Annotated in this window: 12 protein-coding genes; 5 read left to right on the top strand and 7 right to left on the bottom strand. The window is 71.0% G+C overall.

Translation table 11 applies throughout. The annotated features are described in order from the left end of the window. Position 1: 1 nt before the first annotated feature. Complete coding sequence (locus ACFWYW_RS30295) at positions 2-382, bottom strand: hypothetical protein (protein WP_379619078.1); 381 nt, start codon at positions 380-382, stop codon at positions 2-4. A gap of 243 nt (positions 383-625) precedes the next feature. On the opposite strand from ACFWYW_RS30295, the gene ACFWYW_RS30290 reads away from it, so the two are divergent. Beyond that, entirely contained in the window at positions 626-1,438 is an 813-nt protein-coding gene (locus ACFWYW_RS30290; protein ID WP_379619080.1) for a DUF4344 domain-containing metallopeptidase, read from the top strand. Here ACFWYW_RS30290 and ACFWYW_RS30285 read toward each other — a convergent pair. Then, positions 1,428-3,248: a BTAD domain-containing putative transcriptional regulator gene (locus ACFWYW_RS30285; RefSeq protein WP_379641115.1), complete on the bottom strand. Its 1,821-nt coding sequence runs from the start codon at positions 3,246-3,248 to the stop codon at positions 1,428-1,430. The genes ACFWYW_RS30290 and ACFWYW_RS30285 overlap by 11 nt on opposite strands. Before the next feature lie 85 nt (positions 3,249-3,333). Further along, the gene (locus ACFWYW_RS30280; RefSeq protein WP_379619084.1) at positions 3,334-3,903 is read right to left on the bottom strand and encodes an ArsR/SmtB family transcription factor; all 570 of its coding nucleotides are present in this window, start codon (positions 3,901-3,903) and stop codon (positions 3,334-3,336) included. Positions 3,904-4,002: 99 nt separating this feature from the next. Here ACFWYW_RS30280 and ACFWYW_RS30275 point away from each other — a divergent pair, with 99 nt between their 5' ends. Both ACFWYW_RS30275 and ACFWYW_RS30270 read left to right on the top strand, forming a co-directional pair. Beyond that, on the top strand, positions 4,003-6,285 hold the full coding sequence (locus ACFWYW_RS30275; protein ID WP_379619086.1) for a M20/M25/M40 family metallo-hydrolase: 2,283 nt from the start codon (positions 4,003-4,005) through the stop codon (positions 6,283-6,285). Positions 6,286-6,414: 129 nt separating this feature from the next. Continuing rightward, positions 6,415-6,819, top strand: a complete 405-nt coding sequence (locus tag ACFWYW_RS30270) for a hypothetical protein (RefSeq protein WP_379619088.1) — start codon at positions 6,415-6,417, stop codon at positions 6,817-6,819. 84 nt (positions 6,820-6,903) lie between these two features. Here the strand turns inward: ACFWYW_RS30270 and ACFWYW_RS30265 are convergent, their stop codons facing one another. Genes ACFWYW_RS30265 through ACFWYW_RS30255 form a run of 3 tightly spaced genes read right to left on the bottom strand, consistent with a single transcriptional unit; the run spans position 6,904 to position 9,825 of the window. Then, positions 6,904-8,115: an acyltransferase family protein gene (locus tag ACFWYW_RS30265; RefSeq protein WP_379619090.1), complete on the bottom strand. Its 1,212-nt coding sequence runs from the start codon at positions 8,113-8,115 to the stop codon at positions 6,904-6,906. Between the two features lie 26 nt (positions 8,116-8,141). Further along, on the bottom strand, positions 8,142-8,393 hold the full coding sequence (locus ACFWYW_RS30260; protein ID WP_379619092.1) for a hypothetical protein: 252 nt from the start codon (positions 8,391-8,393) through the stop codon (positions 8,142-8,144). Further along, on the bottom strand, positions 8,368-9,825 hold the full coding sequence (locus tag ACFWYW_RS30255) for a DUF1349 domain-containing protein (RefSeq protein ID WP_379619094.1): 1,458 nt from the start codon (positions 9,823-9,825) through the stop codon (positions 8,368-8,370). The genes ACFWYW_RS30260 and ACFWYW_RS30255 overlap by 26 nt, the downstream gene beginning before the upstream one ends. Before the next feature lie 87 nt (positions 9,826-9,912). Between ACFWYW_RS30255 and ACFWYW_RS30250 the strand changes: the two genes are divergently transcribed. Beyond that, on the top strand, positions 9,913-11,013 hold the full coding sequence (locus tag ACFWYW_RS30250; RefSeq protein WP_379619096.1) for a sensor histidine kinase: 1,101 nt from the start codon (positions 9,913-9,915) through the stop codon (positions 11,011-11,013). Continuing rightward, on the top strand, positions 11,010-11,684 hold the full coding sequence (locus ACFWYW_RS30245; RefSeq protein ID WP_379619098.1) for a response regulator transcription factor: 675 nt from the start codon (positions 11,010-11,012) through the stop codon (positions 11,682-11,684). The genes ACFWYW_RS30250 and ACFWYW_RS30245 overlap by 4 nt, the downstream gene beginning before the upstream one ends. Here the strand turns inward: ACFWYW_RS30245 and ACFWYW_RS30240 are convergent. Continuing rightward, on the bottom strand, positions 11,669-14,809 hold the full coding sequence (locus ACFWYW_RS30240) for a S8 family serine peptidase (RefSeq protein WP_379619100.1): 3,141 nt from the start codon (positions 14,807-14,809) through the stop codon (positions 11,669-11,671). The two genes, ACFWYW_RS30245 and ACFWYW_RS30240, sit on opposite strands and share 16 nt — an antisense overlap. Positions 14,810-14,854: the final 45 nt, after the last annotated feature.

The following is a 14,854-nucleotide window of genomic DNA, read 5'->3' as shown; positions in this document are numbered from 1 at the left end:
CTCAGGCCGCGCAGGCGGAGTTCAGCTTCGACACGGTCGCGGTGGCCTGGTCGGTGTACGTGTCCGCCTCTTCCGGCGTGCTGATCCCCGACAGCTCCTCGTAGAGGGAGACGACCGCGGTCTGGGCCTCCTTGGCCTTCGCGTCGACGTCGAGCGCCTTGATCTTCTGCGCGCTGTCGCTGTAGAGCTGCTTCATCGCCTCCAGGTCCCCGGCCCGCTTCTGGAGCTCGGTCACCGTGCTCCCCATGAGGGCCTGCATCTCCTTGCACCCCTTGGTGTCGGCCACGGCGGCGGTCTCGCTGCCGCCCGAGCCGCAGGACGCCGTCCCCAGGGTCAGGAGGGTGAGAGCGGAGACGCTCAGGGCGATCTTGTACCAGGACATGTTGTTTCCTTCGTGAGGCGGAATGTCGGGTTCAACCCGGTCGAGCGGTACGTGCGATGAGTGCCGGAGACGTCGCCACTGCGACCGCCTGCCTGATCTCGCCGGGCCCCGGCGGAGCAGTCTGCCGATCTCCCATTGACGGCACATTGACGGAGCCGCCGGTCATCGGCACACCGTCTGTCCATCAACCATCAAGATCGTGTCTGCAGGATCCAAGGGTTGACTTCGACCTGGAGATTCTTGATGAAGTGGAACAAGTTCACGATCGGCGCCGGCGCGCTGCTCCTCGCCACCGTGCTGTCCGCCTGCGGCGGCACGGACGAGCCGGCGGTGGCCAAAGAGACCGCACCCGCACAGGAACCCGCGGGAAAGTTCATCGCCGAGTACGGCAAGGCCGACACCGAAGCCGCCACCGAGGGACTGGAGCTGCTGAAGCCGGGCAAGGTGCTCGAAGGCTTCGCCACCACCCTCAACGGGATGCTCAAACTGCCGCACGACGTCACCCTGGCCGGTGAGCAGTGCGACCAGGTGAACGCCTACTACAGCCCGGACGAGAAGAAGATCACGATGTGCTACGAGCTCGTGGCCGACGGCTTCACCCGGTACCGCGACAAGGCCGAGTCCGAGGAGGAGAACAACGAGCACGGCCGGGCCAACCTCATCGACACGCTCTACCACGAACTCGGCCACGCCGTGATCGACATCTACGACCTCCCCGCCCTCGGCAAGGAGGACGACGCGGCCGACCAGTTGTCCGCGTTCATCATGGCCCAGGGCGACGGGGACGACTCCGCGAGCGTCCAGACGATCAACTACTACTTCGCGTCGGCCGGCGACCAGGACCGGGCCGCGCTGCCGTTCTATGACGAGCACTCGATGGACGAGCAGCGGGCGTACAACTACATGTGCTGGATCTACGGCTCCGACCCCAAGGGTTACGCCGACTGGGTCGGCGAGAACGGGTTGCCGGAGGAGAGGGCCGCGAGGTGCCCGACCGAGTACGAGAAGCTGTCCAACTCCTGGTCGAAGCTGCTGGAGCCGCACGTCAAGGACTGAGGGCAAGCTGCGGGACACCGGCCCGCACGCCTTCGATGACGGCCTGCCGTACGACGGGCTGGTTGAACCGCAGCGGGGACTCGTCGCTCAGGATTCCCATGCCGACCAGCGCCGACAGGGCGGCGGCCGCCTGGCCGTCGGGCAGACCGGCCAGGTCGGCCACCGCATGGAACTCGGCCGCGTGGTCGAGCGTCGCGACCGCTCTGGCCAGCGCGGTCGCCCCGGGACCGGCGTGGCGCAGTTGGCCGGCCACCCACCGCTCGATGGAGGTGGACCGCTTGCCCGCACCCCGCGCCTTCATGTGCTCGGTGAGCAGAAGCGTGTTGCCGCCCGTCTCACGCAGGCACGAGGCGATGAACGCGGGCTCCGGTTCCGCGCCGAACAGCTCGGTGGCGAGGGCCGTCGCCGCCTCGCCGGGCAGGCCACCAAGGCGTACGAGGCCGAAGATCGAGCAGAGCGACTCGAGCAGCTGATCGTCGCCGGCGGGGACGCCGGTCGCCCTGGTCGCGGTGACCAGGAGGGGGACGTGCTCGACGCGTCTGGCCAGGTAGGCCAGCCAGCGCAACGAGCCGAGGTCGCACCACTGCAGGTCATCGATGGCGATCAGCAGCGGCACGCGCTCCGCGAGCCGTACGGCGAGCCGGTAGAGCGCGTGCAGCGCGTCGGGACCACCCGACGAGGGCCGGTTGTGCCAGACGATGTCGGCCGCGGGCTCGACCGTCCCGCTGAGCAGGTGCCGCCGCTCCTGCGCCGGCAGGCAGTACAGGATCGGCTCGAAGATCTGCCGGGCCACGCCGTACTCGTACTCGCGCTCAAGTGGGTGCGCCTGCGCCCAGGCCGTCTGGAATCCGCGGATGTCGGCCAGCGCCTCCACCCCTCTCAGCAGCTGGGTCTTGCCGGCGCCCGGGACGCCGTCGAAGAGCAGGCTGCCGCCGGTGCCGGACTCGGCGGCGGCCATGGCCGCTCCGGCGGCGGCGAGCTGATCGTCGCGGCCGAGGCAGCGCAGGCGGACGACCGGCTTCCTGACCGCCACCGGCGCCGGCGGCAGGTCGAGCTCGGAGGTCTGCGCGAGGATGTCCGCCTCCAGTTTGCGCAGCTCAGGACCCGGATCGACACCCAGCTCATCGGCCAGATAGCGACGCGCCTCACTCAGCGCGGCGAGGGCGTCGCCCTGCCGGGACGAGCGGTACAGGCCCAGGGCGAGCAGCCGCCAGCCCTCCTCCCGGGTGGGCTGGGCGCGCGCGTGCGCTTCCAGCTCGGGTACGGCCTCGGCGTGCCGGCCCAGGGCGAGCAGGGTGTCGAGTCTGTGTTCCGTCGCTCCGAGACGGAGTTCCTGCAGCCTGCTCACCTCTCCCCGCGCCCACAGGGTGTGCGCGAACTCGGCGTAGGCCGGACCACGCCACAGGCCGAACGCCTCGTCGATCAGACCGAGGGCGGTACGCGGATCGGCGGCCGCCCTCGCCTGCCGCAGCAGCCGCTCGAACATGGCCGAGTCGAGTGCGGCCTCGTCCACACGCAGCACGTAACCGCGCGGCTCGGTGATCAGCACGGACGGCCGGCCGGGTTCCCGGGCGGGCGGCTCGACCACGCGGCGCAGCCGGCAGATGAACGTCCGCAGCGAGGACAGCGCCTGCGGTGGCGGGCAGCCCTCCCAAAGATCGTCTATCAGCTGGTCGACGGGAATGACCCTCCCGGGCGACAGCAGGAGCCGGGCGAGAACCGCCCTGTTGCGTGGCGTCCCCACATCCAGGCGATCATCCTCCCGCCACGCCTCAACAGTTCCGAGCACGCCGAAACGCATCGGCCTCATCGTTGACCCCCCAACGTTTCTGATCTGGACGGAGGCCATGGTGGGGGAGGCCGGTAGACGTTTCATAGACGAAGAGTCGACGTCGTCAGGCCGGTGGGTCCTCGGCGGCGGGCATCGTGAAGAACCGCAGGAACACCGGCCGCGCCCCGGGTGAGGCGTCCTCCGGCGCGCGGCCGTACCTGGACAGCAGCTCCATGTACGCCTCGAAGAACTCGTCGAGCTCCTCCGGGTTCAGATGTGTGAGCCCGCGGGAGGCCCTCGCCCACTCCCCGTACCGCCGATGGTCGCGGAAGAAGCGCCGCGCGAGTTCCACCTCCTCCTCGACCTTGAACTCGGTGATGTCGTCGAGGACCTGCTGTGACTCCTCGTCCAGCTCGGCCGCCGAGGGCCAGCGCAGGTCGCGGCTGATCTGCCGCCACCAGCGTTCCCTGCCGGTCGACCGCTCGGGGATCTCTTCGATGAACCCGTTGTGCTCCAGCTGGCGCAGGTGGTAGCTGAGCGTCCCGGTGTTCTCGCCGAGTGCCCTGCTGAGTGTGGTGGACGTGGCGGGGCCGTTGATGCCGAGGTGCTGCAGGATGCGCTGTCGCAGCGGATGGCCGAGCGCCTTGAGCGCACCTGGGTCGCTGAGCTGCCGGATCGGCGGTCTGTTCGCCACGCCGCGAGCTTACAACCTCTCGCCCGCACATTGCAGAATTTTCGCTGCAGCATTTCTTCTGCAATACTCCACGGCAATCTGACACGGGAGTGGACAAGGATGACTACAGCAGGACGGCGCTCACCCGCCGCCGGACTCATGGCCCTGTGCGTGCTCCTGCTGATCGCCGTCGGCGCGATCTGGGACACCACCCCGACCTCGGTGAGCCCCGCCGGCGCCCCCGGACGGGAGTTCAGCGCGCAGCGGGCCTTCGCCCAGATCGAGCGTTTCGCCGTCAAACCCCATCCCGTCGGTACGGCGGAGCACGCCCGCGTCCGCGACTACCTGGTCGGCGAGCTGCGGCGGCTGGGCCTGCGGCCGGAGGTGCACGAGGCGGTGGGCGTCTCACCGATGGACGAAAAGGGCGACCCCGTCACCGCCGGGCGCGTCTTCAACATCGTCGCCGTGATCCCCGGGACCGCCCCCACCGGCCGCGTCTTCGTCACCGCCCACTACGACTCGGTCCCCGAGGGACCGGGCGCCAACGACGACGGAGCCGGTACGGCGACCGCCATCGAAACGGCCAGGGCACTGACAGCGGACGGCACCCGGTTCCGCAACGACGTCGTGTTTCTCATCACCGACGCCGAAGAGGCCGGGCTCCTGGGGTCGGAGGCGTTCGTCAAGGACCACCCCCTCGCGCGAGGCAGGAACGTCGTGCTCAACAACGAGGCGCGCGGGGCCAAGGGGCCGGTGCTGATGTTCCGGAGCACGGAGCCGAACTCCGGCCTGATCTCCACGTTCGGCTCGGCGGCGCCCATGCCCGTCGCCGACTCCGTCTACGCCGAGCTCATGAAACTGCTCAACAACGACACCGACTTCACCGCCTTCAAACCCGGCGGGATGGCCGTGCTGGACTCCGCCTACGCCAACGACGGCACCCTGTACCACAGCGTTCTCGACGACCCCGCGCATGTCGATCTGGCGACGTTGCAGCAGATGGGCGACAACACGCTGGCCCTCGTCCGCTCCTTCGGCGGCGCCGACCTGGCACGGCTGAGCACCGGGGACGACCTGGTCTACTTCAACGTCCCGCCCGGCCTGCTGGTCCGCTATCCGGCCTGGGCGGCCACCCTGCTGGGCGCCGTCGCGCTGCTCGCCGTACTGGCGCTGATCTTCCTGGCCCGCCGCCGGGGTGTTGTCACGTCGCGGCGCACGCTCATCGCCACCGCGCTCGCCCTGGTCCCGATCGGAGCCGCGGTGGCCGTCGGCGCCTTCTTCTGGGACCTGCTCAAGATGGTCCGGCCCGGACTCAGCGGTACGGCCACCACGACGCCGTACCGGCCGGAGCTGTTGTGGCTCGCCGTGCTGATGCTCGCGGGGACGATCCTGGTCACCTGGTACGCGTTGCTGCGCCGCCGCGTCGGCCCGGCCGAACTGGCGCTGGGCATGCTGACCTGGACGGCCCTGATCGCCGCCGTCCTCGGCGTCGTGTCGCCCGGCGCGTCGCACCTCGCCGCCTGGCCCGCCTTGGGCGCGGCGCTGGGCGGGCTGGCCGTACTCCGCTGCCCGCCGCGGTGGCGCGTCCTCGTCCTCGCCGCCGCTCTCGTGCCGGGCGCCCTGATCCTGCTGCCCAGCGCGTGGAACACGCTGCCGATGGGCCTGCGGTACGCGGGCTTCGCGCCCATGCCCCTGATGATCCTCTTCGGCGGCCTCCTGCTGCCGCTGATCGAGATGGTCTGGCCGCGGCGGCGTACCCCGCTGATCCCGCTGACCGCGCTGGTCGTCTCCCTCGCCCTGGTGGCGGCGGGCCTGCTGGCCGAGCCGATCGACAAGGAACATCCGCGGCGAACCAGCCTGGCGTACGGCCTCGACGCGGACACCGGCAAGGCCGTCTGGCTGACCTCCAAGGCGCCCGACCCATGGGCCCGCCGGTACGGCGGCGCCCCCGCGACCGCCCATCCACTGGCGGAAGTGTGGGCAGGCGGCTCCGAACTCCTCAGCCCCGCGAAGCCGGCCCCGCTGCCGGCGCCCACGCTGCGGGTGCTCGCCGACACCACCCGGCAGGGCCTGCGAACCCTGCGCGTCCGGATCCACTCGGCACGCGGAGCGGCCATGGTCGGCCTGCGCGTGGACGGAGCCATCACGACCGTGACCTCGCTGACCGTCGAGGGCCGCTCGGTCACACCCGATCCGGTGGGGTTCGTCTTCGAGGCCGCCGGGCCGGAGGGAGTCGAGGCGTCGCTGACGGTCAAGGCCACGGCCGGCAAGATCCGCCTGCTGGTCACCGACGTCAGCCGGAATCCCGGTGAGATGCGGGCGCTTCCCGGCTTCATCCCGCCGCCGGATTGGCTGTTCCTCGGCGACACCAGGATCTCCGTCACCAAGTCCTACCCCGTGTGACGGGTTCGTCAATCCCCGGCGTCAGCGGTTGTGTCAGGGCGGCGACGGCCCGGTATCAGAGCGGTCGGCGAAGGTTGGCGACATGAACAGGCCGGGTTCACCGGCCTCGACCTCGAAGGAGCACACACCATGTCCATCACCTTCTCCGACCAGGACAAGCACACCCTCCGTCTCGCCGCGTGGGGCGCCGTCTCGCTGATGTCGGCCGCGGGCGCCGCGGGCTCCGCCCACAAGGTCGGCACCCACGGCTCGCTCGCCCTGACCTCGGCGACCGGCCCGGTCGGGCACGTGCTCACCAAGGCGCCCAAGGGTGTGAAGTACGGCAAGACCGTCGCCGAACTCGCCGACCAGGTGCTTCCCGCCCTGACGGCGGCCATGAACCTGCTCAGGGAGCAGGCCCCGGCCGAGGCCGGCAACTTCCGCACCACCGTTCTCGTCGCCATCGAGGCCGGCGCCCACAGCGGGGAGGGCGAGCCCAGCCCCACCCTCGCCGACATGGCCCGCAAGATCACTGAAGCCCTTGACGCCGCCTGATCGGATGCCACGGAACCTCCTGGCCGGGCAGCTTCGGGAACTTCTGCCGCTCCGTCGGGCGGGCCGTCCATCGCATGATGGGGCTCACCCGGCGGCACGGTTGATCAGGCGCTTGCCCAGCCGTTGCGCCGGTTTCTCCACCCATCGCCAGGTCAGCGCGCACAGGCCGAGCAGCGCCGCGCACACCGCCACCAGCAAGGTCAGACGCACCACCAACGGTACGGCCGGCGGATCCGGCAGGAAGAACTCCACGCTCTCCAGCAGCAGCGGGTGCAGCAGGTAGATCGAGTAGGACACCAGGCCCAGCCAGGTCAGCCACGACGGCATCGTGCGGTGACGCAGTGCCAGCCCGGCGGCGAACGTCAGCCAGGCCGCCACGATCGCCACCTGCAGCCCGGTCTCGGCCCGCGCCGGCCACAACCCGGCCAGCGGTATCAGCGCCACCCAGGCGATGTGCCGGTGAGAGAGCCGGCCCGCCTCGACGCGATACAGCGCGGTGCCGGCGAACATGGTCGCCAGGATGAACAACCCCTGCCACGGCCCTGGGTAGCTCTGGTTGACCGCCAGCAGCAGGAGGATCGTGCCCGCGATGGCCACGGCGCCCACCTGTCGTACCCGCCTGCCGCCGCACAGCACCGCGGCCAGCCCGGCGGCCAGGACGGCGGTCACCACCACCACGACCGTGAGCATGCGGCCCGCCCCACCGGCCGACAGCAGCGTCACGGGCAGCAGCCCGGCGCCCAGCACCGCGACCGCGGCGAACGCGAGCGCCGTCACGGTGCTGTGCCGGTGCACACCCAGGGTGAACATCGCGGTCAGCAGGAGGTAGAAGGCCATCTCGAAGGAGAGCGTCCACAGCACGTTGGCCAGGTTCGGCACGTACATGAGGTTCTGCAGCATGCCGGCGTGCGCCAGGGCCATCGCCACCGGCCGGCTGCCCCACCAGGTGTGCAGGCTGTCCCAGCCGAGTGCGGCCAGCAGTGCCATGCCTGCCACGCACACGGTGAACAGTGGCCACAACCGGAAGAACCGCGAGATCCAGAAGGCGCGCAGGCTGCCCCGGCGCTCCAGCGATGCCGGGACGACGTAGCCGCTGACCAGGAAGAACACCAGCACGCCGTACCAGCCGGGATCGAAGACGGCCTTGATCGGCAGCCGCGCCTCCGGCCACAGCGGCTCGAGCGCGTGCTCGAACACCACGACCATCGCAGCCAGCCCCCGCAGCGCGTCCAGCCAAGCCAGGCGCCTGGTATTCGACAACGCCGGGTCAGCGGTGGTCAGGGGGGCAGAAAGCATCCGATCATCGTAATAAGGAACATCGGTTACGACCCATTGATTGGTCGTGATGCCTTGAGCCGGTCGATGGCCCTGGCCGTCTGATGGTCGGCCGGGAGGAAGACGATGATCTGCTGGGACTCCGCGGGCAGTTCGAGTGTCTCGCGGTGCAGCCGAAGCCGGTGTCCGGCCGGGTGGTTGAGATTCGGACGGGCGGCGTGTTCCGGCAGGTCGGGCAGCGCGAACTCGGCTAACGTCTTGCCGGGCGCGGTCTCATCGCGAAGGGTGACGGTGGGCATGCGTCAGAGGTATCACCGCCGACCGACAGGATCGGTGAGCCAGCCAGAGCACGAGGGCGGCATATCCGCAGATGACCGCCAGCCCCGCCCAGGGCGGAAGCGGGTAGTACCCGCCGAGCAGCGACGGGTCCACCTCGATGTGCGCGAACACGGGGACGCTCTGCGTGATCGCGAACCCGGCGGCCGGAGTGATCATCAGCAGCCACGGCGCCAGCCCCGCGCCCGCCAGAAGATAGGGCGCCACCACCAGTCCGACGGCCAGTCCGACGGCGACGATGCCCCGCCTGACCAGGGCGGCGAGGCCGAGGGCCAGCACCGCGGCCGCCGCGGTCAGCGCCGCGTAGCCGACGATCACCTGGAGTCCGGTGGCCAGGGTGATCGGCTGAACCGGGTTCTGATTGGCCCGCATCAGCGCCAGCCCGCCGGGCACCACGGCGCCCGAGGTCACCAACCCGGTCACGAACGCCACCGCGCCCATCACCACGGCCTTGGCCCGCGGATCGCCCCGGTCCGCGGTGAAGAACGTGACCGCCACCACGATCACCAGGACCAGCCCGGCGACCCCGCCCAGCAACGTGAGATCGGCGCGCAGGCCGCCGGTCATGACGACCGGCCCGATGTCACCACCCCCGCTCACGATGATCTTGCCGCCCGACTCTACGGCCTGCCCCGGATGATGCGGGGTGCCGTCGGGCTTCATGGTGAGGCCGACGTCATCGTGGCGCCACGAACCGTTCACGCCCCGCAGCGCGATCCGGTCGAAGGTGGCGGTGGCCTGGGCGAAGCGGCCGGTCATGTCCGTCAGCGCGCTGGGCGAGGCGGCGAACAGCCCGACCTCGACCGTCCGCGGCAGTCCTGCCAGCGTGACCGTGCCGACCTGGGTCCACGTCCTGCCGTCGCCGGACTCGTGGGCCGTGATGGTGTCGCCCGCCCTGCTCAGCCGCAGCCAGCGCGGTCCGTTGACGGGGCCGCCCGCCACGTCGTGGGTGAAGTTGTGCTGCATCCGCACGCCGTGCCTTCCGGTGATCATGACCGCGGCGTACGGCGTGCCCTGCTTGAGGGTCGGCCGGATGATGAGTCCGGCTTTCGCCCACGGCACCACCGCCCCTTCCTTGACGTTGCGCACCCCGGGTACGGCGTCCGGCAGCCGGATCTGGCCGGTCAGGTCCGATACGCGGGCGGTGATGCCGCCGTCTCCCTGGAGTGGCTGGTGGACGAAGTAGTACTTGTCCGCCACCGCCGTACCATCTGGTCCCAGCAAAGGCGCGGGGCAGGGGCCCTCGCCCTTCCCGGTCACGCAGGTGGTGCGGGCGCTCCCGGCGACCAGGAGTCCGAGCGACACGGTGACCAGTACCGAGGCCACCATGCCGAGCACCCAGCCGCGTCCGGTCCTGAACCTGGTCCACTCCGCGCTCAGCGTCGTTCTGTCCATGGCGCCGTTTGTACGCCGCAGGGGATGACACCGGCCCAACGCCGCCTGTTATGCCGCTGTCATGTGGAATACGGCATTCTGGGCAGGGTGAAGAGCACGCCGATGGCCGGCCTGCGAAGACGGCCCGCCATCCGCATGCGCATGGCGCTGTCGTACTGGGGGCTGTTCGTCGCCTCCGGCGCCGTCCTGCTGATCCTGACGGTCGGCCTGTGGCAGGGCGAGACCACGACCACCGTCCACGTCCCCGGCACACAGGCCGTCACCACCCACAGCTCCGACCTCGGCAAGCTGCTCACCCTGGCCGGCGTCGCCCTGGCCGTCATGGCGGTGGTCTCGCTGCTGTTCGGCTGGCTGGTGGCGGGACGGTTCCTCGCGCCCATCCGCGCCATCACCACCGCCGCGCGCCGCATCTCCGCCACCAACCTGCACGAACGCCTCAGCCTCCAGGGCCCGGACGACGACCTGAAGGAACTGGCCGACACGATCGACGAACTGCTGGCCAGGCTGGAGCGGTCGTTCGAGTCCGAGCGCCGCTTCGCCGCCAGCGCCTCCCACGAACTGCGCACCCCGATGACCACCATGCGGGTATGGCTGGACGTGGCCATGGCCAAACCCGGCCCGCTGCCCCCGCAACTCGTCAGCCTCGGCGACCGGATCCGCAACGAGCTCGACCACGTCGACGCGCTCCTGGAAAGCCTCCTCATCCTCGCCCGCACCCAGCAGGGCCCCTCCGACGACCGGTCCCGCGTCGCCCTGAGCGCCATCACGGCGGCCGCCCTCCAGCGGCACGCCGGCACCATCGCCGCCCTGCCGCTCCACGTCGACCACCGCCCCTGCCCGCAGGCGTGGGTCACCGGCAGCGAAACCCTGCTCACCCGCATGATCGGGAACGTCGTGGACAACGCGGTCCGGCACAACCGGCAGGGCGGCTGGATCCGCGTCAGCGCCGAGACCGGCCACAAGCAGGCCCGCCTCGTCGTCGAGAACACCGGAACCGTCCTCACCCCGGAAGACCTCGGCCGGCTGACCGAGCCCTTCCGGCGCCCGGACGCCGAGCGGACCGGCACCGGCCTCGGACTGTCCATCGTCAAGGCGATCACCGAGGCGCACAACGGCACCCTCAGCCTGTACGCCCGCCCCGAAGGCGGCCTGCGCCTGGTCATCACCCTGCCCGAGGACCACGCATGAGAATCCTGGTCGTCGAGGACTCCAGGGCGCTGGCCGACGGCATCGCCGAAGGGCTCCGTGACCAGGGCATGGCCGTGGACGTCGCCTACGACGGGCGGGAGGCGGCCGCCAAGCTCGACCTCAACCCCTACCAGGTCGTCGTCCTCGACCGCGACCTGCCCGGCCTGCACGGCGACACGCTGTGCCGGATGATCGCCGACGGCGGCCAGCCCGCCATGGTGCTCATGCTGACCGCCGCCGGCGCCCCCGGCGACCGGGTCAGCGGCCTCAGCCTGGGAGCCGACGACTACCTGCCCAAGCCGTTCCACTTCCCCGAACTCGTGCTCAGGATCCGTGCCCTGGCCCGCCGCCAGCCCGCCCCCCGCTCCCGGACGTACCGCGCGGCGGGCATCGAGCTCGACACCCTGCGGCACACCGCCACCCGCGACGGCCGCCCGCTCAACCTGTCGGCCAGGGAGTTCGCCGTGCTGGAGGCGCTCATGCGCGCGCACCCGGCCGTCCTGTCCGCCGAGGACCTCCTCGAACAGGCATGGGACGAGCACGCCGACCCCTTCTCCAACGTCGTCCCCGTCACGGTCGGCAGGCTCCGCCGCAAACTCGGCGAACCTCCGGTCATCGGCACCGTCCCCGGCGTCGGCTACCGCGTCACCGACGGCTACCCGACCGCGTAGGCGCGGTGGATGGTCTGGGTGACGGTGTTGCCCGCGGAGTCGGCTGAGGTCGCGCGCAGGGACACGAAGCCCGCCGTACGCGGGTTGGGCACCCGCGCGCTCCAGCCCGGACCCTCGGCCTTGACGGGGATGTCACGCCACGTCGCCCCGTCATCGACGGACATCGACAGGCGGATCGACTTCACCTTCGCCGCGGGCGCCCCGGGGTTGCGCTCGATCCAGAGGGGCAGCCGGGTGGACGATCCGGGCTTGGCGCGGTTGTACGCGTCCAGCCCTCGCGGCGCGTACCGGATCGCGGTCAGCGCGAGCGGCTGCCGCGCCGCGGTGCTCGCCGACCGGAACGTCCACGCCGACTCGACCTTCGTGGAGAGCGTGGAGTACGGCACCGCCCGCCCGCCCGTCGCGGTGAGCGTGTAGGTGGCGGCGCCCGGCGGGAGGGTGGCGGTCAGCCGGCAGGACGCCGGATCCCACGGATACGGCTGGCACGCGGCGTAGTCGATCGTGGAGATGACCCGGTCGCCCTCGGCGAGGGTGACGGTTCCGGTGGCCGCGCCGTCCATGCCGAACCGGCCGGGCACCCCGTCGGAGTACAGCCGGGCGGCGTCGAAGGTCAGGGTGTCCTTCTCCCGCCAGGCTCCCGGGGTGGCGAAGGACGGCCCGCTCACCGCGACGTTCCAGGTTTCTTCGGCCTGGCCGTTGTGGACTGGCTTGACGCCCTCCGTGACCACGGACTCTCCGGCCTGCAGCGCGGCGGACCATTTGTAGCCCTGAGTCCGGTACTGCAGGAGCGTGCCCGGCAGGGCCACGTTCTCGGTGGGCGTCAGCCATCCGTCCGCGATGACGCCGTTGCTGTTCGCCGCGTAGTAAGTGCCGGTCGCGGCCACTCCGGCACCGCGGAAGGTCGTGCGTACCTTGTCGAGGTCCTTGGTCCTGGCGGTGTGGGCGGGGTCCTCGGGGATGCCGCCGTGGCGTTCGTCGACCAGGTCGTACCGGACCGGGCCGGGCGCGTGGAGGTGCGTCCTGGCGATGTACGTCAACCCGGGCTGCCTGGAGGCGAGCACGAGGGTCTTCAGGTTCGGCCCGGCGGCGAACCAGCTCAACCACCACGAGCCGTGTTTCACCGAGACCTCGATCAACCCGCTGGGGACGGCGGCGGGGTCGTCCACGGCGAACGTGACCGGTTTGGCCTTGCGCGTGTCCAGCACCACCTCCATGTCGCGGCCGCCGACCTTCACCGGCAGGTGCGTGGTCGTGATGGTGTGCGGCTCCTCGTAGACGTCGACGTACAGGTTCCACTCGCCCGCGGGGAGCCGGTAGGTGCCCGGCCCGTCGACCTGGGACAGCGGGTGGCGCTCGCCCGCGTCGTTGTAGAACTCGCCCAGCGCGCTGACCGGCCGGCCGTCGGTCCCGAGCGCGCGCACCGTCACGTCGTAGGACTCCGGCTCCACGTACGCGGTCGCGATGGTACGCACCCGGAGGTCACCAGAACCGGCGGTGACGGTGCCCGGATAGTCGCCGGGCGCCTTGCCGGTCGCGTCGATCGTCACGGTGACCGACGCCGTGCCCTTGGCGGGCACCTCGACCCGTCGCGCCGAGGTGCTCAGCACCTCGCCCTCCGTGGTGAGATCCAGCGTGACCGGGGCGTCGCCGGTGTTGGTGTAGGTGAGCTCCCTGGTCGTCCTGCGTTCATCGGAGTCCCAGCGGAAGGCCGCGCCGAGGTTCGCGGGACCGGCGTGGACCTGGGCGCCGAGCGCGCGGACCAGGTCCACGCGTCCCGCGCCCTGGTCGAAGTGCGTGGCGCCGGGCTGCGGGGCGGCGCTGCCGATGAGCGCGGCCTTGAGCTGTTCGCCGGTCCAGTCCGGATGCCGCTGGGCGAGGATCGCCGCCGCGCCCGCCACGTGCGGCGCGGCCATGGAGGTGCCCGAGTAGGCGACGTAGGGGCCGTCGGCCGTGCCCCGCGCGGCGGCCGCCGTGATGTCGACGCCAGGAGCGGTCACATCGGGTTTGATCGCGTGATCGCCCGTCCTCGGGCCGCGGCTGGAGAAGCCGGCCATCCGGTCGGACTTGTCCACCGCGCCGACCGTCAGCGCCGCGTCGGCGCTGCCCGGACTGCTGATGGAAACCGGTCCTTCGTTGCCGGCGGAGATGACGAACAACGCTCCCGTACGCGCGGACAGCGTGTTGACCGCCTGCTCCACCGGGTCGATGCCCAGATGGTCCACGCCGCCGACACTGAGGTTGATGATCTTCGCCTTGACCTCGGTCGCGGCCCATTCCATGCCCGCCAGCAGCGCCGAGTCGGTGATCCACTCCGATCCGACCTTGCCCACCGCGATCTTCGCGCCCGGTGCGACGCCCCGGTACTTCGCACCGGCCCCCGCCACGGTGGAGGCGACGTGGGTGCCGTGACCGACGCGGTCGGTGACGTCCGGATCGTCGGAGAAGTTACGCGACTGCGTGACCACCTCCTTGAGATCGGGGTGCGTGGCGTCGTAGCCGGAGTCCAGCACGGCCACCGTGACACCGGCTCCGGTCAGCCCCTGCTGCCAGGCCTGCGGCGCCCCGATCTGCTTGACGCTCTGGTCGAGGGTGAAGCGGCGCTTGCCGTCGAGCCAGATCTTCGACCTGGCCGCGGCCAGGGTTCGCGCGTTGCCGGCCAGGCCCTGCCAGGTCTGGCCCGCCCTGGCCTTGGGGACGCTCATGCCGGCCAGCTCCGGCCCGGCCAGTGGCTTGGCCGCGCCGAGCGCCGTCGCCGCCTTCCCCGCGGGCGACTGGATGATCAGCGGGATCTCGGGCTTGTCGGCGTCGCCGTACCTCCAGGTGAGCAGCTGCGTGACGTCGAACAGCCGCGCGTCCAGCAGGCCTTCGGCCAGGAGCCGTTTGGCGTCCCATGGGATGACGTGGAGGTGTCCTTGGCGGCGCTGGACGTCGAAGCGGACGTTCCTGCCCGGCCCCGGCTCGACCCGGTGGCCGTTCGCCGTGAGGATCACCCGGTCGCCGGTCAGCAGGGTCACCGCGCCGGTGACGCCGGACGCCGCCGGGTCGGCGCGGGCGGCGCCGACGACGCCGCCCGCGAGGAGAGATCCGGCCACGATCGTGGCGAGGGTTCCCAGGACTAATCTCATGAACGCTCCTGTCGCCGTTGTGTCGTCAACAGGCTCTTGCCGCCG

This window comes from Nonomuraea sp. NPDC059023, from assembly GCF_042740095.1.
Lineage (GTDB): Bacteria > Actinomycetota > Actinomycetes > Streptosporangiales > Streptosporangiaceae > Nonomuraea.
Note: the sequence above shows the minus strand (reverse complement) of the source record. Positions and strands in the feature narration are given on the sequence as shown.